Genomic DNA, 23,993 nt, shown 5'->3' with positions numbered 1-23,993 from the left:
TCCGGCCTGCGGGCCGCCGTGTCCTCCCAGGAAAACGCCCGGTGAACTGTGCCCGTCGGGTGCGGGCCCGGGCTGACCGCGGCCGAACGCTGTCAGTGCCCGCAGGTAGATTCGAGGGTGGCTGGTGTGCCGACCGCGTGCGGTACGCACCGCCGTGACCGACGACTGCAGGAGTGATTCGCGTGGATCGTGTCGCGCTGCGCGGCCTGAGGGCCCGCGGGCACCACGGTGTGTTCCAGAAGGAGCGCGAGGAGGGCCAGACCTTCGTCGTGGACCTGACGCTGGGCCTGGACACCCGACCGGCGGCGGCCGACGACGACCTGGCGAAGACCGTGCACTACGGCATCGTGGCCGAGGAGGTCGTGGCGGTCGTCGAGGGCGAGCCCGTCGACCTCATCGAGACGCTGGCCGAGCGCATCGCCCAGGTGTGTCTGAAGCACGAGGGAGTCCAGGAGGTCGAGGTCTGTGTCCACAAACCACAGGCGCCGATCACGGTTCCCTTCGACGACGTGACCGTCACCATCACCCGGAGCCGAGTATGACCGCCTTCTTCACCGAGGGTCAGAGCGACCCGACCGTCCAGCCGGTGCCCGCCTCGGTCGTCGAGAAGGTGGACGCCGCCGACACGACCCTGCAGAACCCCAGGCGCGCCGTGCTCTCCCTCGGCTCGAACCTGGGCAACCGCCTGGAGACCCTCCAGGGCGCCATCGACGCCCTGGAGGACACCCCGGGCGTACGGATCAAGGCGGTCTCCCCGGTGTACGAGACGGAGCCGTGGGGCGTCGCGCCGGGCAGCCAGCCCACGTACTTCAACGCGGTCGTGGTGCTGAAGACGACGCTGCCCCCGTCCTCGCTGCTGGAGCGGGCGCACGCGGTCGAGGAGGCCTTCCACCGCGTCCGCGACGAGCGGTGGGGCCCGCGCACGATCGACGTGGACATCGTCTCGTACGCCGAGGAGGTCTCCGACGACCCGGTGCTGACGCTGCCCCACCCGCGCGCGCACGAGCGGGCGTTCGTCCTGGCGCCCTGGCACGACGTGGAGCCCGAGGCCCAGCTGCCGGGCCGGGGCCCGGTCGCCCAGCTCCTCGCGGACGTCACCCGGGAGGGCGTCGCCCCTCGAGCGGACCTGGAACTCCAGCTGCCCGAGTAGTCGTTAAGGTCTACCGGGTCGGGATCGTCCCCCGGCCCGCAGGGACCGTCTGGCTCGTCGAAGGGGCATCGTGAAAGAGCTGCGCATCAGGACGCTGGCCGCGGTGTTCGTGGTGGCCGGAGTGCTGTCCTGGGCGGGGGCCCGCCTGTGGAACGCGGTGGGCTCGCTGCCCAGCGTCCCGCTGGCCGCGCCCATCGTGCTCGCCCTGATCGCCGCCGTCCTTCTCGCTACGGCTCTGTCGCTGCGCGCCCGGCTCAAGGCCCAGCGCGAGCGCCGTCCGGGCGCTCGGGGCGTCGACCCGCTGGTCGCGGCCCGAGCGGTCGTCTTCGGCCATGCGAGCGCCCTGGTCGCGGCCCTGGTCGCCGGTATGTACGGCGGCACGGGCGTGTTCCTCCTGGAGTCCCTGGAGATCCCCGCCCGCCGTGATCAGGCCATCTACGCGGGCTTCTCCGTCCTCGCGGGCATCGCGGTGATAGCGGCCGCCTTCTTCCTGGAGCGCGTGTGCAAACTCCCGGAGGACGACGACAACCATGGGGGCGGCGGCGTCGCCCGGGCGGCTTAGGGACCTGCCACCCGGCCTCCGGCCCCCGGCTCTCCGGCCACCCGGCCCCGGCTCTCCGGCCCTTCATGGCCTTCGGGGACCGAGGGCCTGTCCCAGTTGCTCAGGCCGCCCGTACTCCCCGTCTCTCCGCCATGTCGTGGGCGCACGGGCGCGCCGCCCTCGATGTGCGGCGCAGGAACCGGGGCAGGGGCAGGGCCAGGTTGACGAAGCCCTCGGCCTGCAGAGCTGCCAGACCGATACGGGGCAGGTCGCGCGAGGCGGCGTAGACGACGAACCGGGGCTCCCAGCGCGGGCGGAACTTGGCGTTGAACTTGTACAGCGACTCGATCTGGAACCAGCGCGAGAGGAAGACCAGCAGGCCGCGCCAGGCGCGCAGCACCGGGCCCGCGCCGATCTTCTCGCCGCGGGCCAGAGCCGAGCGGAACATCGCGAAGTTCAGGGAGATGCGCTGGATGCCGAAGCGGGGGGCCGCCTGAAGGGCCGCCACGATCAGCAGCTCGTTCATACCGGGGTCGGCCGAGCGGTCGCGGCGCATCAGGTCCAGTGACGCGCCGTCAGGGCCCCAGGGCACGAAGTGGAGCACGGCCTTGAGGTCGCCGTACGGGCCGGGTTCCTGGCCGTCCCACCCGTCTCCCACCACCGCCCTGCCCGAGGCGCTTCGCGCCGCTCCTTCAATTCTGTGCGCGGTGGCAATCAGGCAGTCGCCGTCGGCCGCGTCCCCGATGCGGCCCAGGGCCATGGAGAAGCCGCGTTCGGTGTCGGTGCCGCGCCAGTCCTCGGCGGCGCGGCGTACCCGCTCCAGTTCGCCCTCGCCGAGGTCATGGACGCGTCGTACCCGGGTCTCGTAGCCGGCCCGCTCGATGCGCTTCACCATCTGGCGTACGTTGCGCATCGCGCGTCCGGCGAGGGAGAAATCCGCGACGTCCACCACCGCTTCGTCGCCCAGTTCGAGGGCGTCGAGTCCGGTCTCGCGGGTCCACACCTCGGCGCCGGTCTCGGAGCAGCCCATGACGGCGGGTGTCCAGGAGTGGGCCCTCGCCTCGTCCATGAAGCGCTCGATCGCGCCCGGCCAGGCCTCCACGTCGCCGATCGGGTCACCGCTGGCGAGCATCACGCCGTGCACGACCCGGTACGTCACCGCCGCCTTGCCGCTGGGGGAGAAGACGACCGCCTTGTCGCGGCGGAGCGCGAAGTGGCCGAGGGAGTCGCGCCCCCCGTGCCGGTCCAGCAGGGCGCGTAGTTGTGCCTCGTCGTCCTCCGTCAGGCGTGCCGCCGGGTGCTCCGGGCGGAGGGCCAGGTAGATGGTGGTGATGGCCGTCAACAGGCCCAGCGCGCCGAGGGAGAAGCCCACCGTCCACGACGTGGTGCCCGTGTAGTCGACCGGCCCCTCGAAGCCGAACAGGCCGTACAGCACGTGCTCCAGACGGTCGGACAGGCTCGGGTCGCCCACGATGTGCCTGGTGTGGACGCTGACGATGACCACGCCCAGGAGGAGGGAACCGGCGCCCATCAGGACGAAGTTGCCGAGCGCGTACCAGCGGCTGCGCGGGTCCGGCAGGGCCGAGAACTCGGCGCGGTGGCGCACCAACGGAGCGAGCAGGAGCAGTGAGATGAGGACGCCGACGAGCGAGTGGCGGTAGGTGAACTGGGCGATCGCGCCCGCCGGCAGGAGCACCACGGCCGCCCGCCACGCCCGGCGTTTACGGCGTCGCAGCCCGTGCGCGAGGAGCAGCAGCAGGACGCCCGCGCTGAGCGACAGCGCGGCCGCGAACGGGCCGAGCGCGCCGGGCAACACCTCGGCGAGCGCGTGCATACGGCTGTGCCGGAAGCGTGGGAACACGCCCGCCGCCATGTCCAGGAGCCCGACGAGAGTGCAGGCTCTGGCCACCAGAGCGGGGACGGCCTCGGGGCGCGGCCCGCTCAGTACACGCTGCAACCGGGTTGATCGACTGGGAACCTCGCCCGACATTTCCCCCTCTATCCTGACAGACATCGCATCCTGAAGTTCTGCGAGAAGGTCTTGAAACCGGTGCTATTCCGGCATCCGGCGACATTACGCCTTCTAGGACGGTGTCTCGACAGGAGAGGTTCACCCCCCTTCAGTAAAACGGTGCAAAGGCCGGGAAAAGGCCGCGGTACAGCGCCATGAAGGGAGCAGAGGCGGGCAGGCCCGGCCCCGTACGCGATCCGCCGTACGGACGCGGTGGCCGACCCTCCAGAGGAAAGCGCGGGCAGGATGAATCCATGGGTCTGACGAGCAACAAGGTGCTGGCTTTGGCGGTGCTGTCCGCCGTGCTGCTCTTCGTCGGCACGGTGTTGTGGTGGCCGCGGCTGGCGCGCCGCGGCTGGCGTCCCGTCAGCGGGCGCGTCGCCATCCTGGTGGCCACCCAGGTGGCGGTCTTCACCTCCTTCGGGCTCGCCGCGAACCAGACTTTCGGGTTCTACTCCAGTTGGGCGGACCTGTTCGGCCAGGAGAACGGACAGGGTGTGGTCGTCGATCACGGCGGCGCCGGCCCGGGCGGGCCCCTCCAAGTGCTCGACACCCTGCAGGTGGACGTGCCGGGGAGCGGCCGTCCCCGGATCGCCGGCCAGATCCAGAAGATCGGGATCGTGGGCCGTACGACACAGATCGCGTCCCCGGCGTACGTGTATCTGCCCCCGGAGTACTTCCAACCGCAGTACCGCACACGCACGTTCCCCGCGGTCGTCGTCCTCACCGGCTATCCGGGCACCGCCGAGGCGCTCATCGAGGGCCTGCAGTATCCGCAGACGGCCCACCGGCTGGCCAAGACCGGCGAGGCCCAGCCGATGATCCTGATCATGATGCGGCCGACCGTGGCGCCGCCGCGTGACACCGAGTGCGTGAACGTACCGGGCGGCCCGCAGACCGAGTCGTTCTTCGCCAAGGACCTGCCGGAGGCGGTGGGGCACCACTACCGGGTGGGCCGGAAACCCGGCAGTTGGGGCGTCGTCGGCGACTCCACCGGCGGGTACTGCGCGCTGAAGCTCGCCGTCCACCACCCGAACGTGTACGCCGCCGGCGCGGGCCTGTCGCCGTCCTACAAGGCCCCGCTCGACCCGACGACGGGCGACCTCTTCCAGGGGAACAAGCGGCTGCGGAACGAGGCCGACCTGATGTGGTACCTGAAGCACCGGCCCGCCCCGGACACCTCACTGCTCGTCAGCAGCAGTCGGCACGGCGAGGCGAACTACCAGGCCACGCTCGACTTCATCGACCTCGTGAAGTCGAAGCGGCCGACGCGGATCGCGTCGATCATCCTCGACAGCGGCGGGCACAACTTCAACACGTGGCGGCGGGAGATCCCGGCGGCGTTGCAGTGGCTCAGCGGGCGGCTCGGCGACAGGTGAGCCGAGCTCAGTGGCTGGTGAGCCGAGGCTCAGTGACAGGCGAGCCGAGGGAATTCCGGAACGCAACCACTCGTGGGCCGGTGCCCGAGGCGTGGTGAACCCTCCCCGGCGAGCGAACAGCCTTATGCGATCGGCACCTGTTGTGGTTGGTGAAGGATTCGGGGTGGCTGTGTTTTTACCTCCGGGGGCACCATGCTCCCCCTACGCGCGGTAAGTTTCTGGCCATGCCACGTGGACGTCACCGCCATTCACCGCCCCTGCACAGGCTGCTGCCTCCGTCGGCGATCGCAGGCGTCTCGCTCGTCTGCGCCCTCGGGCCCTGGGTGTTCACGGACGCCGCCGTGCTCCGGGTGTCGGCCGCGTTCGCCGCGGCGACCGCCGCCGTGGGCGCGGCCGTCATGCGCCGCTGGGACGTGGAGGCGGGCAAACGCGTCGCGGACCTCACGCGCGCGCGGGCGGGCGACGAGTGGCGGCACGAGGAGCAGGTCGCCGAGCTGGAGGCCGACCTTGAGGAGTCGCGCGAGCTGCGCCAGAAGCTGGAGCAGAAGCTTCGCGCCAAGCGGTCGGAGCTGGCCGGCCTGCGCAACGAGCACGCGGCGCTGCTGCGGCGGTACGCCACCGCGGAGACCGAGCGGGCCACCGCCCTGGAAGGCCGTCGCAGGCTCGCCATAGAGACGTCATCGGCCCCGGCGAAGGCACTGCCGGCGGGGGGCGAGGGTGCTGCTGAGACCGCCGCGTCCGACGAGTCCGCCGCGTCCGACGAGTCCGCCGCGTCCGACGAGGCGAGCGAGGGTACCGACGGTGCCGCGAGCGCTGCCGACGAGAAGGCCGCGGAGACGAAGCCGTCGGAGCCGTCGGCTTCCGGGGTCTTCACCCCGGCCGGTTCCTCGCTCTTCCTGCGTGCCAACTCGGCGCTGGACCGGATCGTCCAGAACGGTTCCGCGAAGACGGCGACCGCCGAGAAGGCCCAGCTCGCGGGCGACGGTGGGCCCAAGGGCGAGCCCCGCAAGAACGACTCCGCGAAGAGCGGCTCCGGCAAGGGCGGTCCCGGCAAGGGTGGCTCCGGCAAGGCTGCCCCGGAGAACGGTGGCTCTCCGGACGGCGGTTCGCGCCAGGCCGGTTCCGCGGCGGCCGAAGCGGCTCCGGCCGCCGATGCCGCCGAGGAGGACGACCACCCGGAGACACACTCCGAGACACACTCCGAGACGCAGCCCGAGACGCAGCCCGAGCCTGCCGAGGGCCACGCGCGCGTGGCCACCGAGCGTGAGGCCACCGAGCGTGAGGCCACTGAGTCCGACGCCGCCAAGTCGGCTGCAGCCGAGCCCGCAGAGTCCGCCGACGCGGCTGCGGCGCCCGCCCCCTCGGCCGGCGACTCCACGCTGCCCGCCCAACCCTCCGGTCACTTCACGGTCCCGACCGCCGTGGCCGTCGTACCGGCGGCGACCCCTCGTCGGAGCCCGGCGGGCGAGGGCGGCTTCGACTTCTTCGGTACGCAGAAGGACGGGGAGGGCATCGACGACGTACAGAACGAGGACCTCGCGGACGTGGTCGGCCAGGAGGCGCTCGCGCTGCACAAGGCCGAGTCCGAGGCCCAGTTCAAGCCCGCGGACGAGGACGCGCGCGGCATCGGCCAGGTCATCGACCTGACGGCCCACGACGAGACGGAGCACATCGACGTGGAGGGGCTGCGGACCGCCGTGTCCTGAAGCCCTGACAGATATCCGTCGAGGGCCTTCGCCCGATGGAGGGGCGGCCGCACCGGACCGTGCGGCCGCCTTTCGCACGTTCTGGACGGCCCCGAACGCCTTCCGAGCCGTCGAAATCAAGCCAAGTACGACCGCCCCCGCGGCACCCCAGCACCACCCGGATCCGCCTGGATCAAGACCGCATCAAGACCGCATCACGCCATCCACCGGTCCGGCAGCGCCTCCCTGCGCCCCGTGCGGGACCGGTCCGCCTGGTCCGCCAGCAGGCGGGACGCCTCGTCCGCGTCCCTGAGCCGGGCGGTCACCGTCTTGTTGGCCCCCGTGTCCACATGCACGTTCGCCAGGCCCTTGTGACGCTCCCACGGCCCCTGCGCCAGCCGTACGCTCTGCACCTTCGCGTGCGGGACGAGCGCCAGGCTGCGCCGCAGCAGGCCGTGCCGGGCCACGAACACGCTGTCGGTGACGGCGAGCCCGTATCCGCGCCACCAGAACGGCACGCACCACCCGGCGCGCCGCGGCGGACGGGCCGGCGACCGCGGCACGGTCACCCCCGGCAGTACCCGCTCGATCACGCCCTCGGCCACGGCGCGCGGAGCGACCGGCACCAGGAGCGAGTTCGACGAGCCCGCCACGTCCAGTTCCACCCGCACCCAGCCGCGCCCCCGCCACAGCAACGGTTCCACGATCCGTACGGTCTGCACCCGGCCGGGCGGCACGGTCTCGTGAGCGCGGTCCAGGAGGCCGTGGTCGATGCGCAGCCCGTCCGGCGACTCGCCCACCGTCCAGTCGTACTCCCCGACGAAACGCCCCACACTGCTCGCGCCCGCCGCGCCGAGGAGCGGCAGCGCGGTCGCGACGACCGTCCACACGCTGTGCGTGGCGAACCACAGCACCGGCGGAACGACGACCGCGGCGAGAAGGGTTCCCCAGGTGGCGCCGCTGAGGACGACCGACACCGCGAGCACGCCCGCCGGGACGTGCAGCAACTGCCGTACCGGGGCCTCGCCGACCTCGCGCGCCCTCTCGGGCTCGAATCCGGCCGCACGGGCGAGGAGTTCGGCCCGCAGGGCGCGGGCGTGGGCCTCGCCCAGATAGGCCAGTTCGTCCTTCTTGTCCGTGCCGATGACGTCGAGTCTGAGCTTGGCGACGCCCGCGACCCGGGCCAGCAGCGGCTGGGTGACGTCGACGGCCTGGATGCGTTCCAGCCGGATGTGCGCGGTGCGGCGGAACACCAGGCCCGTACGGATGCGCAGTTCCGCGCCGGTCACCGCGAAATGGGTGAACCACCAGGTGAGGAACCCGTACAGGGCGGCGGCCGGGACGAACACCGCGAGCCCGATCAGCAGCGTGGTCGTGGTCAGCCGCGAGAGCTGCCGCTGCGCCCCGTCCGGGTCGTGCATGGCCCACCCGAAGATCACGGCGACCGGCGCCCAGGCCCGCCGCAGCGGGGTCACGGGGTGCAGCCGGTGCTCGGTCACCGGGTTCTCGGGGTTCTCCGGGTTCTCCTCGCGCACCTCGTGCTCGGTGCCGGGCGTACTCACAGTCCCGCCGATCGTGCCTCGCCGAGCTCCGTCAGCCGGTCGCGCAGTCGCTCGGCCTCCGCCGGGTCGAGCCCGGGGATACGCGCGTCTGTCGCGGCCGCGGCCGTGTGGAGCTGCACGCTCGCCAGCCCGAAGTGCCGCTCGACCGGCCCGGACGTGACCTCGACCAGCTGCATGCGCCCGTACGGCACGACGGTCTCCTCACGCCACAGCACGCCCCGGCTGATCAGCAGGTCGTCGGCGCGCTCGGCGTACCGCCATGAGCGCCAGTTGCGGCCCAGCATGGGCCAGCCCCACAGCAGCAGGGCCAGCGGCAGCAGCGCGAAAGCCGCCCAGACCGGCGCGGCGAGCAGGGCCGGCAGCAGGGCCAGACCGATGGTCAACGGGCCCAGCCACACCACCAGCAACAGCCGTCGCATCCGCAGCAGACCGCGCGGCAGCCCGGTCCACACCGGCTCGGCCTCCGGCGCCACCGCCCGGGCGCCGCCGCGCGGCTCGTGCTCCCCGCCCTGTCCTGCCTCGTCCAACGTCCCCGTCTCCATCCCGTCAGCGTACGTACGAGAGACTGTTCCCATGAGTCCTACGACGGAGACCACGGTCGGCATCGGCGGTGCCGCCGAGAGCACCGACATGGTGCTCAACATCGGACCGCAGCACCCGTCCACGCACGGCGTGCTGCGCCTCCGTCTCGTGCTCGACGGCGAACGCATCATGCACGCCGAGCCGGTGATCGGCTATATGCACCGAGGCGCGGAGAAGCTCTTCGAGGCGCGGGACTACCGCCAGATCATCATGCTCGCCAACCGCCACGACTGGCTCTCCGCCTTCTCGAACGAGCTGGGCGTGGTCCTCGCCGTGGAGCGCATGCTCGGCATGGAGGTACCGGAGCGCGCGGTGTGGATGCGCACCCTGCTCGCGGAACTGAACCGGGTCCTGAACCACCTGATGTTCCTCGGTTCGTACCCGCTGGAGCTCGGTGGCATCACCCCGGTCTTCTACGCGTTCCGGGAGCGCGAGGAACTCCAGAACGTCATGGAGGAGATCTCCGGCGGCCGCATGCACTACATGTTCAACCGCGTCGGAGGCCTCAAAGAGGACCTCCCGGCCGGCTGGACCTCCCGCGCGCGCGAGGTGATCGCCGACGTGCGCTCCCGCATGGACGTCTTCGACGACCTGGTGCTCGGCAACGAGATCTTCCGGGGCCGTACCCGGGATGTGGGCGTCCTGACGCCTCAGACGGTGCACGCGTACGGGGTGAGCGGGCCGATCGCCCGCGCCTCCGGGGTGGACTTCGACCTGCGGCGGGACGAGCCGTACCTGGCGTACGGGGAACTCCAGGACACGCTCCGGGTCGTCACGCGCGAGGAGGGCGACTGCCTGGCCCGCTTCGAGTGCCTCCTCGGGCAGGCGCACAACTCGCTGGACCTCGCGGACGCCTGCCTGGACCGCCTCGCCGAGCTGCCGCCCGGCCCGGTCAACCAGCGTCTCCCGAAGGTCCTGAAGGCCCCCGAGGGCCACACCTACGCCTGGACCGAGAACCCGCTCGGCATCAACGGCTACTACCTCGTCAGCAAGGGCGAGAAGACCCCGTACCGGCTGAAGCTGCGCTCGGCCTCGTACAACAACATCCAGGCGCTGGTGGAGCTGCTACCGGGGACGCTGGTCGCGGACATGGTGGCGATCCTGGGGTCCCTGTTCTTCGTGGTCGGGGACATCGACAAGTAGGGCAAAGATGGTGAGTTTGAAGTTCAAACTCACCAGCTGGTTGTGCGTTCGGGATTCCAACCGCTAGGGCAGTTGCACGTCCGGAAAACCAACTGGCTGCAGCAGCCAGCCGAAGTCGCCCAGCCCGCCGGCTGCCGTGAGCTCGGCGGACTCACCCGCGCGCGCGAGGGCTCGTACGTACGCTGCCGGGTCGGTGGTCGCCAGGGACAGCGGCGGGCGGCCTCCGCTGACCCCGAGGGCGCGCAGGGCGTCCCGCTGGGTCAGCAGCCGGGCCCCGGGCAGGGCGCACGCGTCCAGCGCCACATGGGCGGTGATGTCGCACGAGCCGTCCGGAACCGGGGCGGTCTCCCGCCCTTCCCTGAACCCGGTGAGCGTCCCGAACGGCGGCCGGGCCCCGGCGGTGTGGGCGTAGTCGACGGCGACGGCGAGCCCCCGGCCGACGCTCGCCACGGCCGAGGTCCAGGCGGCGTCCCGGGGGCGCCCGATCTCGGCCCGCAGTCCCTCGGAGGGCTCCCCGGCGGGCAGCGGCCACCACCGGTCGAGCCACTCGGCGTCCGCACCCTCCACCGGGTCCCCGAGCCGTTCGGTTCCGTCCCGCCCTACGAGAACGAGGCGTCGTACGCCGTCGGGGTCCACCTGGGCGATGTCCAGGGGCACGTTGTCGAGCCACTCGTTGGCGAACAGCAGTCCGGTGACGCCCTCCGGGGGCTCCTGGAGCCACTCGATCCGGTGATCAAGATCACGTGGCCGGTCGGCGCGCTCGACCGCGCACCCGCGCGCGCGGGTAGCCACGTCCGGAGGGAGGGCCTTCAGGACGCCCGTCACCAGCTCGCCCCGGCCCGCCGCCATGTCCACGAAGGCCAACTCGGAAGGGTGTCCGACTGTCTCGTCCACCCGGCACAGCAGCCGGGCCACCGCCTCGGCGAACAGCGAGGAAGCATGCACTGACGTGCGGAAATGCCCGGCGGGGCCCTCCGGCCGGCGATAGAACCCCAAGGGCCCGTACAGCGCCTCTTCCGACGCCTCGCGCCACCCGCGCCACCCGCCGCCCGCCGCACCTGTCACCGCGCCAGGTTAAGCGCCGCGCATCACGGAGCCTCCACCTTGGGGAGTACGTGCGCCGGTCGCGGATCGGCCCTCCGGTTGACTCCTGCACACCGCACGTTTCCCTACGCTGGGTTACGTGCAGCGCCTCTATGACTTCCTCCGCAGGCACCCGACATGGTTCGACGGCTTCTGGGCCGTCGTCCTGCTCGGGATCTCCGTGGTGGGCGGAACCGTCGGTAAGGGGGCACAGCGCAGCGACCTCCCGGTCGTCTGGATACCGATCACGCTCCTGCTCTGCCTGGTGGTGGCCCTGCGCCGCCGCATGCCCGAGCAGATGCTGCTGCTGGCCGCCGCGATGGGTGTGGCGCAGCTGATCGCCGACGTGCCGTCGGGACCGGCCGACTTCGCCATGCTCGTGATCATCTACACGGTGGCGGCGACCGGTGCCCGCTGGGCCTCCCGATTCGCCCTGGTCGGCGGTCTGAGCGCGGGCGCGCTGGCGCAGCTGCGCTGGCCCACCGAACAGACGGGCCCCCTGGGCGACATAGCGATAGCGATCTTCCAGACCGTCCCGTTCGCCCTCGCCTGGGTGCTCGGCGACTCCCTGCGCACCCGCCGCGCCTACTTCGCGCAGCTGGAGGAGCGCGCCGCCCGCCTGGAGAAGGAGCGCGAGGCACAGTCCAAGGTCGCCGTGGCCGCCGAGCGTGCCCGCATCGCCCGCGAGCTGCACGACGTGGTCGCCCACAACGTGTCCGTGATGGTGGTCCAGGCGGACGGCGCCGCGTACGTCCTCGACGCCGCCCCCGACCAGGCGAAGAAGGCCCTGGAGACGATCTCCTCCACCGGACGCCAGGCCCTCGCGGAGATGCGCCGCCTGCTGGGCGTGCTGCGCACCGGCGAGCATCAGGAGAGCGGCGAGTACGTCCCGCAGCCCGACGTCGAACAGCTCGACGACCTCATCGAGCAGTGCCGCAGCTCCGGCCTTCCCGTCGACTTCAAGGTCGAGGGCACCCCGCGGCCGCTGCCCAGCGGCGTGGAGCTCACGGCGTACCGCATCGTCCAGGAGGCCCTCACCAACACGCGCAAGCACGGCGGCCCGAACGCGGGCGCGAGCGTGCGCCTGGTCTACTTCGACGACGGCCTCGGTCTGCTCGTCGAGGACGACGGCAAGGGCGCCCCGCACGAGCTGTACGAGGACGGCGGCTTCGACGGCCAGGGACACGGCCTGATCGGCATGCGTGAGCGCGTGGGCATGGTCGGCGGCACCCTGGACGCGGGACCGCGCCCCGGCGGCGGCTTCCGCATCAGCGCGCTGCTGCCGCTCAAACCCGCTTGACGACTGTTCATGGCGCTCGTTGACACCTGTAAGAGCACCTTTGTAAGACCCTTGTGGTCGCTTGTTCGCATGACCCCGTAATTGTTGGACTGCTGGACCGTCGGACTGCTGGATTGTTGGACTCTTGGCAAGACCCCTGACGACCTGTGAGGGAAGACAGAAAGGAAGAGAATCCCAATGGCGATCCGCGTGATGCTCGTCGACGACCAGGTGCTGCTGCGCACCGGGTTCCGGATGGTGCTCGCCGCCCAGCCGGACATGGAGGTCGTGGCCGAGGCGGGCGACGGCGTGGAGGCCCTCCAGGTGCTGCGGTCCACCGAGGTGGACGTGGTCCTCATGGACGTCCGTATGCCGAAGCTGGACGGCGTGGAGGCGACCCGCCGCATCTGCTCGGACCCCAACCCGCCGAAGGTGCTGATCCTGACCACCTTCGACCTCGACGAGTACGCCTTCTCCGGGCTGAAGGCGGGCGCCTCCGGTTTCATGCTGAAGGACGTGCCCCCCGGCGAGCTGCTGGCCGCGATCCGCTCGGTGCACAGCGGTGACGCCGTGGTCGCTCCGTCCACGACCAGGCGTCTGCTCGACCGGTTCGCCCCGATGCTGCCGAGCTCCGGAAAGGGACCCCAGCGCAAGGAGCTGCAGCGGCTCACCGACCGCGAGCGCGAGGTCATGGTGCTTGTGGCCCAGGGCCTGTCGAACGGGGAGATCGCGGCCCGCCTGGTCCTGTCCGAGGCCACGGTGAAGACACACGTCGGCCGCATCCTCACCAAGCTGGAACTGCGCGACCGGGTACAGGTGGTGGTCCTGGCGTACGAGACGGGGCTGGTGCGGGCCGGAGGGCAGGGCTGAGTGCCCGTACGGGACGCGGACGGAGGCGGGAGCGAAAGCGGGGACGTGACCCGCGCGTGACCACCGCCCACTAGTGTGCGCGCATGCTCCTGTGGATCAACGGCCCCTTCGGCGGCGGCAAGACACAGACCGCACACGAGATCCAGCGACGGCTGCCCGACAGCGTCATCTGCGATCCCGAGCACGCCGGCTTCGGACTGCGCCGCATGCTGCCGCCCGAACTGCGCGGGAACTTCCAGGATCTGGAGTCCTGGCGGCAGGGCGTCGTCGAGGTCCTCGATCTGGCCCTCACCAAGCACGACGGCGTCGTGATCGCCCCCATGACGGTGACCAGTCCCGCCTACTTCGCGGAGACCGTCGACCGGCTGCGCGAACTCGGGCACGACGTGCGCCACTTCACGCTCCTCGCCGAGCGCGAGACCGTCCTGCGGCGGCTGCGCGAACGCGGTCTTGGTCATCTCCTGCCGTACGTCGCCGGAAAGCGCGGCTCACTGCGCCGGGAGAGCTGGGCGGTGGAGCAGCTCGACCACTGTCTGGAGGCCCTGCGTGAGCCGGAGTTCGCCGAACACCTGTGGACGGACCAGTCGACGGTGCCGAAGACGGCCGACCGCATCGCCGTCCTGGCCGGGCTGACTCTGCGGCCGAACAGGGAGGGCGCGCTGCGGACGCGACTGCGGCAGGCGAAGGTCGGGCTGAAACACATCCGCTTCGACTGACCGGCCGCCCCTGGTTCTCGCGTTACCGGCCCCGCTTCCGGTACTCGACCGACCGGCCGCCCCGGGGACCTGTTCAGCCCCTACCTGAGGATGCCCTCCAGGAAGTCGCTCCCCAGCCGCGCCACGACCGTGACGTCCAGTTGGTGCAGCACATAGCGGCCGCGGCGGCGTGTCGTGATCAGACCCGCCTTCTTCAGGACGGCGAGATGCCGGGACACCTCGGGCGCGCTCAGGTCGTTGGCGTGCGCCAGCTCGCCCGTCGTGTACGGCGCCCTGGCTATGTTCCGGCACAGGCGCAGGCGTATGGGGTGGGCGAGGGCTTCGAGGCGCAGCTTGAGCACCTCCACCGAGGCGGACTTCGCCGGCTCGGGTCCTCCGACCGGGTAGTGCAGGACGGGGCGCCAGCCGACGGCGTGCAGCACCAGCAGGTGCGGCCAGCCGTGGTACGACGGCACGAAGGTGACGCCCGGGCCGACCTCGGGGTCCACAGCGGTCGTGGTGCCGTGCGAGAGCTTGTCGGCCTCGATGCGCGTACCGCCTCCGCTCGTGGTCAGGGAGAGCGCGGCCGAGACCGCCGTCAGCGCCTCCTCCAGGCCCTTGTGGCGCAGGATCTCGGTCTTGTGCCGGGCGTCGGCGGCCAGATGGACGTGGACCCGGCGCCAGGTGTCCGCGAAGAACGCCTCGTCGCAGTCCTCCAGCAGGCGCCGCACCCACGCCCGTACGGTCGGGGGGTCGGCCAGCAGGCGTCGGGTGAAGCCGAGCTGCTCCGGGCCGCGGCTCGCCGCCAGGTCCAGCGCGAGGTCGTGCTGTGCCTTGTCGACCAGGGGTGAGGGCAGCCCCGCCGCGTACTGGGAGCCGCAGGTGAACTCCAGGGCCGCCGCGACGAACCGCTCGTCGCTCAGCCGGTCCAGGAGGTCCAGGTCCTCGGAGAGCGTCGCCCCCGGGTGGCCCTCGCACTCCGGCAGGGCGGCGAACGGCATGAAGATGTCCGAGAACGTGTTCCGCCACAGGAACTCCGCCTGGGTCAGGCGGTCGGCCAGGTCCGGCTTGAGCGCGGCCGTGGTGGCTGTCACCCAGCCCTGCATGCCGGGATGGTGGCCCGGCTCGGCGAGCGCGTGCAGCGCGACGGCCAGCTCGGCCAGCGGCGACGTCCCGAAGACGACACGCTCGGCCGACAGCCCTGTGATGTCGATGCTCACGCTCATGCAGCCATGGTGCACCCCGCCACTGACAACGCCCTGCCGATTGACGACGCCCGTCAATCGGCGCGACGCGCACGGCGGACGGGGCGCAGCCTGGGCGGACCGGGTCACCTGCCCGACCGCGGTGGACCGGGCCACGAACCTCACCCCGGCGCACGTTCTGCGGCGCCTGTCCCGGACCCGGACCCCGACCCTGCCCGAGACGAGCGGGATGCACGCTCGTCGCCCTGTCCCGAGAGGCGGTACGCCGTGAGCGTCACCGAGCAGTACATCCTCGACACCTACCGCGCCCAGCGCCTCGGCGAGCCCGCCCCGCCCGCGCCCGGCGCCCACGACTGGGAGGTCGTGCGCGAACTGCGCGACCACCGGCGGTTCCGCGCGGCCGTGGCGGGCCGCCCGGCCCGCGGACGCATACGGTCCGCGGCGGTCCGGCTCCTGCGGACGCGCCCCTAGGGCCTGTTCCGAGTTCCCCGCCTGCGCCCCGACGCCCGGCACGCACTCCCCCCTCTCGGCTTCTCCCCCATTCTCGGCTTCGCTCGAGCGGGGGGACCCCATGAGCGGGGGGACACCCAGGCCGCACGGCGCCGCAGGACAGGTGGCTCCGCCACATGACCTGCGACACCGCACGCCGATCGCACGCTCCCCCACCCTCGAACCGCGCTTCGCACGGCTCGGGCGGGAGGTACCCCCCACTCCGCCGCTGCGCCCGCACTTCGCGCGGACGACGGGGAACTCGGAACAGGCCCTAGCCGACGCCTGCGCCCCCGGTGACCTCCCGCAACCGGGCCACGAACTCCGCCACCGCCTCCTTCACGTCGCCGGCCGTCCACTCCAGCCCGGCCGCCTTCACGACGACCTCGGTGTACGACAGTCCCGGGCCGCCCGCGTCCCAGGCGCCCGCGAACAGGAGGGTCCCCGTCTCCTCGCCCTGCCGGAGCGCGGCCTCGAAGAGGACGTCGGCCTCGTACGGCAGCCAGACCTGGAACTCGTGGGTGTGCGGCTCCTCCGGATGGACGCGCGCCCAGGGCAGCCCGGCCGCCGCGAAGCCCTCGCGGAGCGCGGCGGCCACCACGCGCGCGTGGGCCACGTACTCCGGCAGCCGGGGCAGCTCCCGCTCCAGTCCGGCCAGCGCCGACAGCGCCGTGGGGAACTGCTGGAAGACCTGGCCGCCGTACCGGTGCCGCCACGCCTTCGCCTCGTCGACGAGCCATCGCGGGCCCGCGAGCGCCGCGCCGCCGAAGCCGGCGAGCGACTTGTAGAGCGACACGTAGACGCTGTCCGCGAGGCCCGCGATCTCCTCCAGGGGCCGGCCGAAGTGGACGGTGGTCTCCCACAGCCGGGCCCCGTCGAAGTGCACCACCGCGTCGCGCTCGTGGGCGGCCGCGACGACCTCGGAGAGCTCCTCCCAGGTGGGCAGCACGAAACCGGCGTCCCTGAGGGGCAGTTCGAGCATCAGCGAGCCGAAGGGTTCGGTGAAGTCACGCACCTCGTCGGCGGTCGGCAGCCGCGGCTCGCTCGTCACCCGCACCGGACGCAATCCGCTGACCTCGCTGAACGCCTTCCGTTCGTGCACCTCGGGGTGGGCCAGCGCGTGCAGGGCCACGGCCGGGTTGCCGGTGCGGGCCGCCCAGACGCGCAGTGCCACCTGCTGGGCCATCGTGCCCGTCGGGAAGAAGACGGCGGCCTCCTTGCCGAGCAGCCCCGCGACCCGCTCCTCCAGGGCCTCGACGATCCCGTCGCCGTACATGTCCGCCGACTCGTTCAGGTCGTACAGCCCCGGCGCCGCCTCCTGCAGCAGCGCCAGCCGCTCCCGGATCGTCGCCAGGAACGCCGGGCGGTCCAGCACCCGTTCCGCCGCCCGGAACGCGGCGATCCGTCGCCGCCGGCGCCGCGCCGCCGGTGAGTCAGGGGCCTGCGCCGTCGCGTCCTCCTCGCCGTCCGGCTCCACGTTTCGCCCGTCGCCCCGAGCGTCCGCCCGCTCCACGGTTCCCATCGACTTCTCCGCCCTCTCGGTCACCCCCGGATGATGCATGCGCCCCACGCGCGTGGCATCCCCATTTCCGTGCCCGCGCGACGGGACGCGACGTGGGGTGACCCACAGCCTGTGGACAACCGATCGACCCTCGAACCAATCGCGTTAACATGACGAGAAATCGTCCGGTACCCAGAGCGGACTGGAACGGGAAGGCCACCGTCGAGTGAGTACATTCCAGCAACCCGACCCCAAGGACCGCCCCGCGCGGCTGGCCGTGGGCGTTGTCGGAGCGGGCCGCGTCGGGCCCGCGCTGGCGGCGTCGCTCCAGCTCGCGGGGCATCACCCCGTGGCCGTCTCCGGGGTCTCCGACGCCTCGAAACGGCGGGCCGCGGCGCTGCTGCCCGACGTGCCGCTGGTGACCCCGGCCGAGGTCATGGGCCACGCCGAGCTGGTGCTGCTGACCGTGCCGGACGACGCCCTGCCCGGGCTCGTCGAGGGGCTCGCCGAGACCGGGGCCGTGCGCCCGGGGCAGCTGCTCGTGCACACCTCCGGGCGGTACGGCGCGAAGGTGCTGGACCCCGCGCTGCGGGCCGGGGCGCTGCCGCTGGCCCTGCACCCGGCGATGACGTTCACCGGCACCCCCGTGGACGTGCAGCGGCTCGCCGGGTGCTCCTTCGGGGTCACCGCGCCCGAGGAGCTGCGGCTGGCCGCCGAGGCGCTGGTGATCGAGATGGGCGGCGAGCCCGAGTGGATCGCCGAGTCCGCCCGGCCGCTGTACCACGCGGCGCTCGCCCTGGGGGCCAACCACCTGGTGACCCTGGTCGCCCAGTCCATGGAGCTGCTGCGCACGGCGGGCGTCGAGGCCCCCGACCGCATGCTCGGGCCGCTGCTGGGCGCCGCCCTCGACAACGCCCTGCGCTCCGGTGACGCCGCCCTCACCGGCCCCGTCGCGCGCGGGGACGCGGGCACGGTCGCCGCGCACGTCGCCGAGCTGCGCGAGCACGCCCCGGGGGCCGTCGCCGGCTACCTGGCGATGGCCCGCGCGACCGCCGACCGCGCGCTCGCCCACGGCCTGCTCAAGCCGGAACTCGCCGAGGACCTCCTCGGGGTACTCGCCAACGGCACGGAAGGGGACGCCCGATGACGCCCGCGCCCGGGAACGAACGACGCCCGATGACCGCTGCCCTGCTGCGCACCGCCGAAGCACTGCACGCACGCGCGCGCGTGGGCCGCCGTGCCGTCGTGATGACCATGGGCGCTCTGCACGAGGGTCACGCCACGCTGATCCGTACCGCGCGCGAGATCGCGGGCCGCGACGGCGAGGTGGTCGTCACCGTCTTCGTGAACCCCCTGCAGTTCGGCGCGGGCGAGGACCTCGACCGCTACCCGCGCACCCTCGACGCCGACCTCAAGATCGCCGAACAGGCGGGCGCCGACGTCGTGTTCGCGCCCTTCGCGGACGAGGTCTACCCCGGCGGCGAGCCCCAGGTGCGGATCTCCGCCGGCCCCATGGGGGAGCGCCTGGAGGGTGCCTCGCGGCCCGGACACTTCGACGGCGTGCTCACCGTCGTCGCGAAGCTGCTGCACCTCACCCGGCCCGACGTGGCCCTCTACGGGCAGAAGGACGCCCAGCAGCTCGCCCTGATCCGCCGCATGGTGCGCGACCTGAACTTCGGCGTGGAGATCGTCGGCGTACCGACCGTCCGCGAGGAGGACGGCCTGGCCCTGTCCAGCCGCAACCGCTACCTGTCCGCCGCCGAGCGCCGTACGGCCCTGGCGCTCTCGCAGGCCCTGTTCGCGGGGCGCGACCGGCATGCCGCCCAGGAGGCGCTGCGCGCGCGGGCCCGGGAGGTGCCCGCCACGCGCGCGCGTGCGGAGGCCCTCAGCGCCATCGGCGAGTCCCGCGCCGCCGCCGACGCGCACGCCGTCGCGAAGGCCGTCCCGGCCACCACGTCGGGCCCCGCCGACGTCGTCGTGGCCGCCCGCCTCGTCCTTGAGGACGCCGCACGCCTGAAGCCGCCGCTGGACCTCGACTACCTGGCTCTGGTCGACCCGTCCGACTTCACCGAGATCTCCGACGGCTTCACCGGTGAGGCCGTTCTCCTCGTCGCCGCCCGGGTCGGGACCACCCGGCTGATCGACAACCTGCCCCTCACTTTCGGAGCCGCCTCGTGACCAGCACAGGCACGACCAGCACAGGCACGATCAGCACAGACACGATCAGCACGGGTATACGGCTGCACGCCCCCGCCCCAGGATGGGCCATCACCGCGGACGTCGTGGTCGTCGGCTCCGGGATCGCCGGCCTGACCACAGCCCTGCGCTGCCAGGCCGCCGGCCTGAACACCGTCGTCGTCACCAAGGCCCGCCTCGACGACGGCTCCACCCGCTGGGCGCAGGGCGGCATAGCGGCGGCCCTGGGCGAGGGCGACACCCCCGAGCAGCACCTGGACGACACCCTGGTCGCGGGCGTGGGCCTGTGCGACGAGGACGCCGTCCGCCTCCTCGTCACCGAGGGCCCGGGCGCCGTACGCCGGCTGATCGACACGGGAGCGCAGTTCGACGAGTCCTCCGAAGGACGACTGGAGCTGGCCCGTGAGGGCGGCCACCACCGCCGCCGCATCGCGCACGCGGGAGGCGACGCGACCGGCGCGGAGATCTCCCGGGCGCTCGTCGAGGCGGTCAACGAAGTAATCGAGGCCGTCAACGAAGCAAGGACGATCGAGGCCGTCAACGACGCAAGGACGTCAGGCACGCGCACGCGTGGACTGCGCGCCATCGAGAACGCGCTCGTCCTGGACCTCCTCACCGACGCCGACGGCCGCACCGCGGGCGTGACCCTGCACGTCATGGGCGAGGGCCAGCACGACGGCGTCGGCGCCGTGCACGCGCCCGCCGTGGTCCTCGCGACCGGCGGCATGGGCCAGGTCTTCTCGGCGACCACCAACCCGTCCGTGTCCACGGGCGACGGCGTGGCGCTCGCCCTGCGCGCGGGTGCCGAGGTCAGCGACCTGGAGTTCGTGCAGTTCCACCCCACGGTGCTCTTCCTCGGACCCGAAGCGGAGGGCCAGCAGCCGCTGGTTTCCGAGGCGGTCCGCGGAGAAGGCGCCCACCTGGTCGACGCGGACGGCACACGCTTCATGGTGGGGCAGCACGAGCTGGCCGAACTCGCCCCCCGGGACATCGTCGCCAAGGGCATCATGCGCCGTATGCAGGAGCAGGGCGTCGAGCACATGTACCTGGACGCCCGGCACTTCGGCGCCGAGATGTGGGAGCACCGCTTCCCGACGATCCTCGCCGCCTGCCGCGCGCACGGCATCGACCCGGTCACCGAACCCGTCCCGGTCGCCCCTGCGGCCCACTACGCCTCCGGGGGCGTCCGCACGGACTCCCGGGGCCGGACGACCGTCCCGGGCCTGTACGCGTGCGGAGAGGTCGCCTGCACGGGCGTCCACGGCGCCAACCGGCTGGCCTCCAACTCCCTCCTGGAGGGCCTCGTCTACGCCGAGCGCATCGCCGCGGACATCGCCGCGAGCCAGGCGGAGAACGGCCTTCACGCGCGTGTGCCGACGCCCGTCCCGTACCCCAGGAGGCCCGAGCACCCGCTGCTGGAGCCGGAGGCACGGTTCGCGATCCAGCGGATCATGTCCCAGGGCGCGGGCGTCCTGCGCTCGGCGGAGTCCCTGGCGGCCGCGGCCGCAGCCCTCGACCAGCTGCACACCGACGCACGCGACGCCCTCGACGAGAACGGCAAGACGGCCGAGCCCGGCGTCGACACCTGGGAGACCACCAACCTGCTGTGCGTGGCCCGTGTCCTGGTCGCCGCCGCCCGGCTGCGCGAGGAGACGCGCGGCTGCCACTGGCGCGAGGACCACGCCGACCGCGACGACACCCGCTGGCGCCGCCATATCGTCGTACGGCTGAATCCCGACCGCGCACTGGCCGTACGGACCACGGACACCCCAGACTTCCCCCCTACCGTCCCCCGGACCCCCGACCCGGCTCGAAGCGGGGGCACCTCCACGCACCGGCCCGAGCGCCTTCCCCAGGAGCAGTGACGTTCAAGTGAGTACCCCCGACCTTCCCCTCGCCCAGAGCGGCGGCTGCGGTGACGGCTGCGCCTGCGGCACGGACCCCGACGCGGACGCGCTGGAGTCGTACATGGAGTGCGGCCTCGACCCCGCCCTCGCCGAGCTCCTCGCCGACGCCGGGCTCGACCCGGTGGAGGTCGAGGACATCGCCAACGTGGCGATCCAGGAGGACCTCGACCACGGCGTCGACGTCACCACCGTCGCCACCATCCCCGAGGACGCCCGCGCCACCGCCGACTTCACCGCCCGCGAGGCCGGCGTCGTGGCGGGCCTGAGGGTCGCCGAGGCGGTCCTCTCCGTGGTGTGCACGGACGAGTTCGAGGTCGAGCGCCATGTGGACGACGGCGACCTGGTGGAGGCGGGACAGAAGCTCCTGTCGGTCACGACCCTCACCCGCGACCTCCTCACGGCGGAGCGCAGCGCGCTGAACCTGCTGTGCCGCCTGTCCGGCATCGCGACCGCCACGCGCGCGTGGGCGGACGCCCTCCAGGGCACGAAGGCGAAGGTCCGGGACACGAGGAAGACGACGCCCGGCCTGCGCTCCCTGGAGAAGTTCGCGGTGCGCTGCGGCGGGGGAGTCAACCACCGCATGTCGCTGTCGGACGCGGCCCTCGTCAAGGACAACCACGTGGTCGCCGCCGGCGGCGTCGCGCAGGCCTTCAAGGCGGTCCGGGAGGAGTTCCCGGACGTGCCGATCGAGGTCGAGGTCGACACCCTGCACCAGCTGCGCGAGGTCGTGGACGCGGGCGCCGACCTGATCCTTCTGGACAACTTCACGCCCGGCGAGTGCGAGGAGGCCGTGGCCCTCGTCGCCGGCCGCGCGCTGCTGGAGGCGTCGGGCCGCCTCACGCTGGAGAACGCGAAGGCGTACGCGGACACGGGTGTCGACTACCTGGCGGTGGGCGCCCTCACGCACTCCTCGCCCATCCTGGACATCGGCCTGGACCTGCGAGCGGCGGAGTAGGGCGGGTACGGGCCATGCTGCTGACGATCGACGTAGGCAACACGCACACCGTTCTCGGCCTGTTCGACGGCGAGGACATCGTCGAACACTGGCGCATCTCCACGGACGCGCGCCGCACCGCCGACGAACTGGCGGTCCTCCTGCACGGACTCATGGGGATGCACCCCCTCCTCGGAGAGGAACTGGGCGACGGCATCGACGGGATCGCGATCTGCTCGACGGTGCCGTCCGTGCTGCACGAGCTGCGCGAAGTAACGCGCCGGTACTACGGCGACGTGCCGGCGGTGCTGGTCGAACCGGGCGTGAAGACGGGGGTGCCGATCCTCACGGACAACCCCAAGGAGGTCGGAGCCGACCGCATCATCAACGCGGTGGCGGCGGCCGAGATCTACGGCGGCCCGGCGATCGTCGTCGACTTCGGCACGGCGACGACGTTCGACGCGGTCAGTGCGCGCGGGGAGTACGTCGGCGGGGTCATCGCCCCCGGCATCGAGATCTCCGTCGAGGCCCTCGGCGTCAAGGGGGCCCAGCTGCGCAAGATCGAGGTGGCCCGGCCGCGGAGCGTGATCGGCAAGAACACGGTCGAGGCGATGCAGTCGGGCATCATCTACGGCTTCGCCGGCCAGATCGACGGCGTGGTGAACCGTATGGCCCGTGAGCTCGCGGACGATCCGGACGACGTCACGGTCATCGCCACGGGCGGGCTGGCGCCCATGGTCCTGGGCGAGTCCTCCGTGATCGACGAACACGAGCCGTGGCTGACGCTGATCGGGCTGCGGCTGGTGTACGAGCGAAACGTGTCGCGTATGTGACGACTTCCCTGAGGGCTCCGCTGCGCAGCAGCTGGGCCGCGCGGGTCGCCCGCAGACCCCAAATGGCCCTCAGACCCCAAACGCCGGAGGGGCTGGAAGATCCAGCCCTGGTCGGCGAAATCCAGCCCCTCCGGCGTTTGAGGAGCGGGGGTCCGGGGCTGGCCCCCGAAACGGGGTCCGGGGCGGAGCCCCGAAGCCCGGGGGTCCAGGGGGCGGAGCCCCCTTGGCCGGGGTCGAAGGGGCGAAGCCCCTGGGGATGGGACGGGTAGCGGCACAGGGCGAAAAGCCCCGCCCTGTGCCACGGGCGCGCCGCACCCACCCGAGTGGCTCCCCCACGCCACGCACTCCCCACGCCGCCGTTTTTGTCTGATTAGCGCGTATCGTCGAAGTATGCCCACGCCCTACGGATCCCGCGGCGCCATGGCGTTCGGCACGGAGGAGCTGCGTGTGCTCCGCCGCGCTCTCGCCCTCGCCCTCAAGCCCAGCTCCGCCACCGCGGAGGACGTCCAGGACTGCCTTCGGCTCGCCCGGTCCGTCGATGAGGCCGCCCGCGAGGGCGCCCGGCTGAGGGCCTTTCTGCTGGCCGACCTCGCCCGGTACCGGGCCGCGCTCCCCGGCACCGCCACGGGCTATCTCGCGCTCCTGAACGACGCCCTGGGTGCCGGCCACCGGCCCACCGCGGACGACCTCGCCGCCCTGCGCGCCCTGCGCGGCAACCCCACCGCGGCCGATCTCCTGGACCGCTGCCTGGACCAATGCGGCGTCCCGGCACAGCAGGACGCCGAGTCCCGCGTCCATACGGAACCGGAGACGGCCACTACGGCGGCCGCCCCCACCGTCCCGGCCTCCCGTACCCGGCTCACCGCCCTCCCTGGAGGCCTCTCCGGCGGCACGCGCACGCGTACCGCCGCGCAGGAGCCCGCCAGTCGCCCCGCGGACAAGCCCGCC

At 72.4% G+C, this 23,993-nt stretch carries 22 protein-coding genes; 16 read left to right on the top strand and 6 right to left on the bottom strand.

The window, feature by feature from the left end:
- Positions 1–182 precede the first annotated feature (182 nt).
- The 3 genes from folB to FPZ41_RS24565 all read left to right on the top strand — a co-directional run bounded on the left by folB (position 183) and on the right by FPZ41_RS24565 (position 1,712).
- Positions 183–542: a dihydroneopterin aldolase gene (gene folB, locus FPZ41_RS24575; protein WP_131564154.1), complete on the top strand. Its 360-nt coding sequence runs from the start codon at positions 183–185 to the stop codon at positions 540–542.
- A complete protein-coding gene (folK, locus tag FPZ41_RS24570) occupies positions 539–1,150 on the top strand; it encodes a 2-amino-4-hydroxy-6-hydroxymethyldihydropteridine diphosphokinase (protein ID WP_152865886.1) in 612 nt (203 codons plus the stop codon). Before folB ends, folK begins: the two co-directional genes overlap by 4 nt.
- A gap of 70 nt (positions 1,151–1,220) precedes the next feature.
- A complete protein-coding gene (locus tag FPZ41_RS24565; RefSeq protein ID WP_131564152.1) occupies positions 1,221–1,712 on the top strand; it encodes a DUF3180 domain-containing protein in 492 nt (163 codons plus the stop codon).
- Positions 1,713–1,812: 100 nt separating this feature from the next.
- Here the strand turns inward: FPZ41_RS24565 and FPZ41_RS24560 are convergent, their stop codons facing one another.
- Positions 1,813–3,681, bottom strand: a complete 1,869-nt coding sequence (locus tag FPZ41_RS24560; RefSeq protein ID WP_152865884.1) for a phosphatidylglycerol lysyltransferase domain-containing protein — start codon at positions 3,679–3,681, stop codon at positions 1,813–1,815.
- A gap of 275 nt (positions 3,682–3,956) precedes the next feature.
- Here FPZ41_RS24560 and FPZ41_RS24555 point away from each other — a divergent pair, with 275 nt between their 5' ends.
- Positions 3,957–5,081 carry an alpha/beta hydrolase gene (locus tag FPZ41_RS24555; RefSeq protein WP_152865883.1) on the top strand — a complete coding sequence of 375 codons (1,125 nt, stop codon included), beginning with the start codon at positions 3,957–3,959 and terminating at the stop codon, positions 5,079–5,081.
- A 224-nt stretch (positions 5,082–5,305) separates the two neighbouring features.
- The gene (locus tag FPZ41_RS24550) at positions 5,306–6,787 is read left to right on the top strand and encodes a coiled-coil domain-containing protein (RefSeq protein ID WP_152865882.1); all 1,482 of its coding nucleotides are present in this window, start codon (positions 5,306–5,308) and stop codon (positions 6,785–6,787) included.
- A gap of 194 nt (positions 6,788–6,981) precedes the next feature.
- Here FPZ41_RS24550 and FPZ41_RS24545 read toward each other — a convergent pair whose 3' ends face one another.
- Positions 6,982–8,328: a PH domain-containing protein gene (locus FPZ41_RS24545; RefSeq protein WP_322620671.1), complete on the bottom strand. Its 1,347-nt coding sequence runs from the start codon at positions 8,326–8,328 to the stop codon at positions 6,982–6,984.
- Positions 8,325–8,870, bottom strand: coding sequence for a PH domain-containing protein (locus FPZ41_RS24540; RefSeq protein ID WP_407698810.1), 546 nt, complete (start codon positions 8,868–8,870; stop codon positions 8,325–8,327). Before FPZ41_RS24540 ends, FPZ41_RS24545 begins: the two co-directional genes overlap by 4 nt.
- Positions 8,871–8,901: 31 nt before the next feature.
- Here FPZ41_RS24540 and FPZ41_RS24535 point away from each other — a divergent pair, with 31 nt between their 5' ends.
- The gene (locus FPZ41_RS24535; protein ID WP_152865881.1) at positions 8,902–10,053 is read left to right on the top strand and encodes an NADH-quinone oxidoreductase subunit D; all 1,152 of its coding nucleotides are present in this window, start codon (positions 8,902–8,904) and stop codon (positions 10,051–10,053) included.
- Positions 10,054–10,116: 63 nt separating this feature from the next.
- On the opposite strand, the gene FPZ41_RS24530 is transcribed toward FPZ41_RS24535, so the two are convergent.
- Complete coding sequence (locus tag FPZ41_RS24530; RefSeq protein WP_322620670.1) at positions 10,117–11,118, bottom strand: SAM-dependent methyltransferase; 1,002 nt, start codon at positions 11,116–11,118, stop codon at positions 10,117–10,119.
- Positions 11,119–11,236: 118 nt separating this feature from the next.
- Between FPZ41_RS24530 and FPZ41_RS24525 the strand changes: the two genes are divergently transcribed.
- From FPZ41_RS24525 to FPZ41_RS24515, 3 genes are all read left to right on the top strand, one after another.
- Positions 11,237–12,436, top strand: coding sequence for a sensor histidine kinase (locus FPZ41_RS24525; RefSeq protein WP_322620669.1), 1,200 nt, complete (start codon positions 11,237–11,239; stop codon positions 12,434–12,436).
- Positions 12,437–12,613: 177 nt separating this feature from the next.
- Positions 12,614–13,285: a response regulator transcription factor gene (locus tag FPZ41_RS24520; RefSeq protein ID WP_152865879.1), complete on the top strand. Its 672-nt coding sequence runs from the start codon at positions 12,614–12,616 to the stop codon at positions 13,283–13,285.
- Between the two features lie 83 nt (positions 13,286–13,368).
- Positions 13,369–14,001 carry an AAA family ATPase gene (locus FPZ41_RS24515; RefSeq protein ID WP_152865878.1) on the top strand — a complete coding sequence of 211 codons (633 nt, stop codon included), beginning with the start codon at positions 13,369–13,371 and terminating at the stop codon, positions 13,999–14,001.
- A gap of 80 nt (positions 14,002–14,081) precedes the next feature.
- Here FPZ41_RS24515 and FPZ41_RS24510 read toward each other — a convergent pair whose 3' ends face one another.
- Positions 14,082–15,206 carry a DUF5937 family protein gene (locus FPZ41_RS24510; RefSeq protein ID WP_152865877.1) on the bottom strand — a complete coding sequence of 375 codons (1,125 nt, stop codon included), beginning with the start codon at positions 15,204–15,206 and terminating at the stop codon, positions 14,082–14,084.
- A gap of 246 nt (positions 15,207–15,452) precedes the next feature.
- Between FPZ41_RS24510 and FPZ41_RS24505 the strand changes: the two genes are divergently transcribed.
- Entirely contained in the window at positions 15,453–15,656 is a 204-nt protein-coding gene (locus FPZ41_RS24505) for a hypothetical protein (protein WP_322620668.1), read from the top strand.
- A gap of 292 nt (positions 15,657–15,948) precedes the next feature.
- Here the strand turns inward: FPZ41_RS24505 and FPZ41_RS24500 are convergent, their stop codons facing one another.
- Entirely contained in the window at positions 15,949–17,196 is a 1,248-nt protein-coding gene (locus tag FPZ41_RS24500) for a threonine aldolase family protein (RefSeq protein WP_152865892.1), read from the bottom strand.
- A gap of 205 nt (positions 17,197–17,401) precedes the next feature.
- Here FPZ41_RS24500 and FPZ41_RS24495 point away from each other — a divergent pair, with 205 nt between their 5' ends.
- The 6 genes from FPZ41_RS24495 to FPZ41_RS47260 all read left to right on the top strand — a co-directional run.
- Positions 17,402–18,322, top strand: coding sequence for a Rossmann-like and DUF2520 domain-containing protein (locus FPZ41_RS24495; protein ID WP_322620667.1), 921 nt, complete (start codon positions 17,402–17,404; stop codon positions 18,320–18,322).
- A gap of 29 nt (positions 18,323–18,351) precedes the next feature.
- Positions 18,352–19,353 carry a pantoate--beta-alanine ligase gene (gene panC / locus FPZ41_RS24490; protein ID WP_152865891.1) on the top strand — a complete coding sequence of 334 codons (1,002 nt, stop codon included), beginning with the start codon at positions 18,352–18,354 and terminating at the stop codon, positions 19,351–19,353.
- Complete coding sequence (gene nadB, locus FPZ41_RS24485; protein ID WP_322620666.1) at positions 19,350–21,236, top strand: L-aspartate oxidase; 1,887 nt, start codon at positions 19,350–19,352, stop codon at positions 21,234–21,236. The genes panC and nadB overlap by 4 nt, the downstream gene beginning before the upstream one ends.
- Before the next feature lie 7 nt (positions 21,237–21,243).
- On the top strand, positions 21,244–22,233 hold the full coding sequence (nadC, locus tag FPZ41_RS24480) for a carboxylating nicotinate-nucleotide diphosphorylase (protein WP_322620665.1): 990 nt from the start codon (positions 21,244–21,246) through the stop codon (positions 22,231–22,233).
- A 14-nt stretch (positions 22,234–22,247) separates the two neighbouring features.
- Complete coding sequence (locus FPZ41_RS24475; protein ID WP_131564136.1) at positions 22,248–23,045, top strand: type III pantothenate kinase; 798 nt, start codon at positions 22,248–22,250, stop codon at positions 23,043–23,045.
- A gap of 390 nt (positions 23,046–23,435) precedes the next feature.
- The coding region (locus FPZ41_RS47260; RefSeq protein ID WP_228022951.1) for a hypothetical protein at positions 23,436–23,993 on the top strand (558 nt) is incomplete at its 3' end.

Source organism: Streptomyces acidicola (assembly GCF_009377235.1).
In the GTDB taxonomy this organism is placed as follows: domain Bacteria; phylum Actinomycetota; class Actinomycetes; order Streptomycetales; family Streptomycetaceae; genus Streptomyces; species Streptomyces acidicola.
This window is presented reverse-complemented; position numbering and strand designations above follow the sequence as displayed.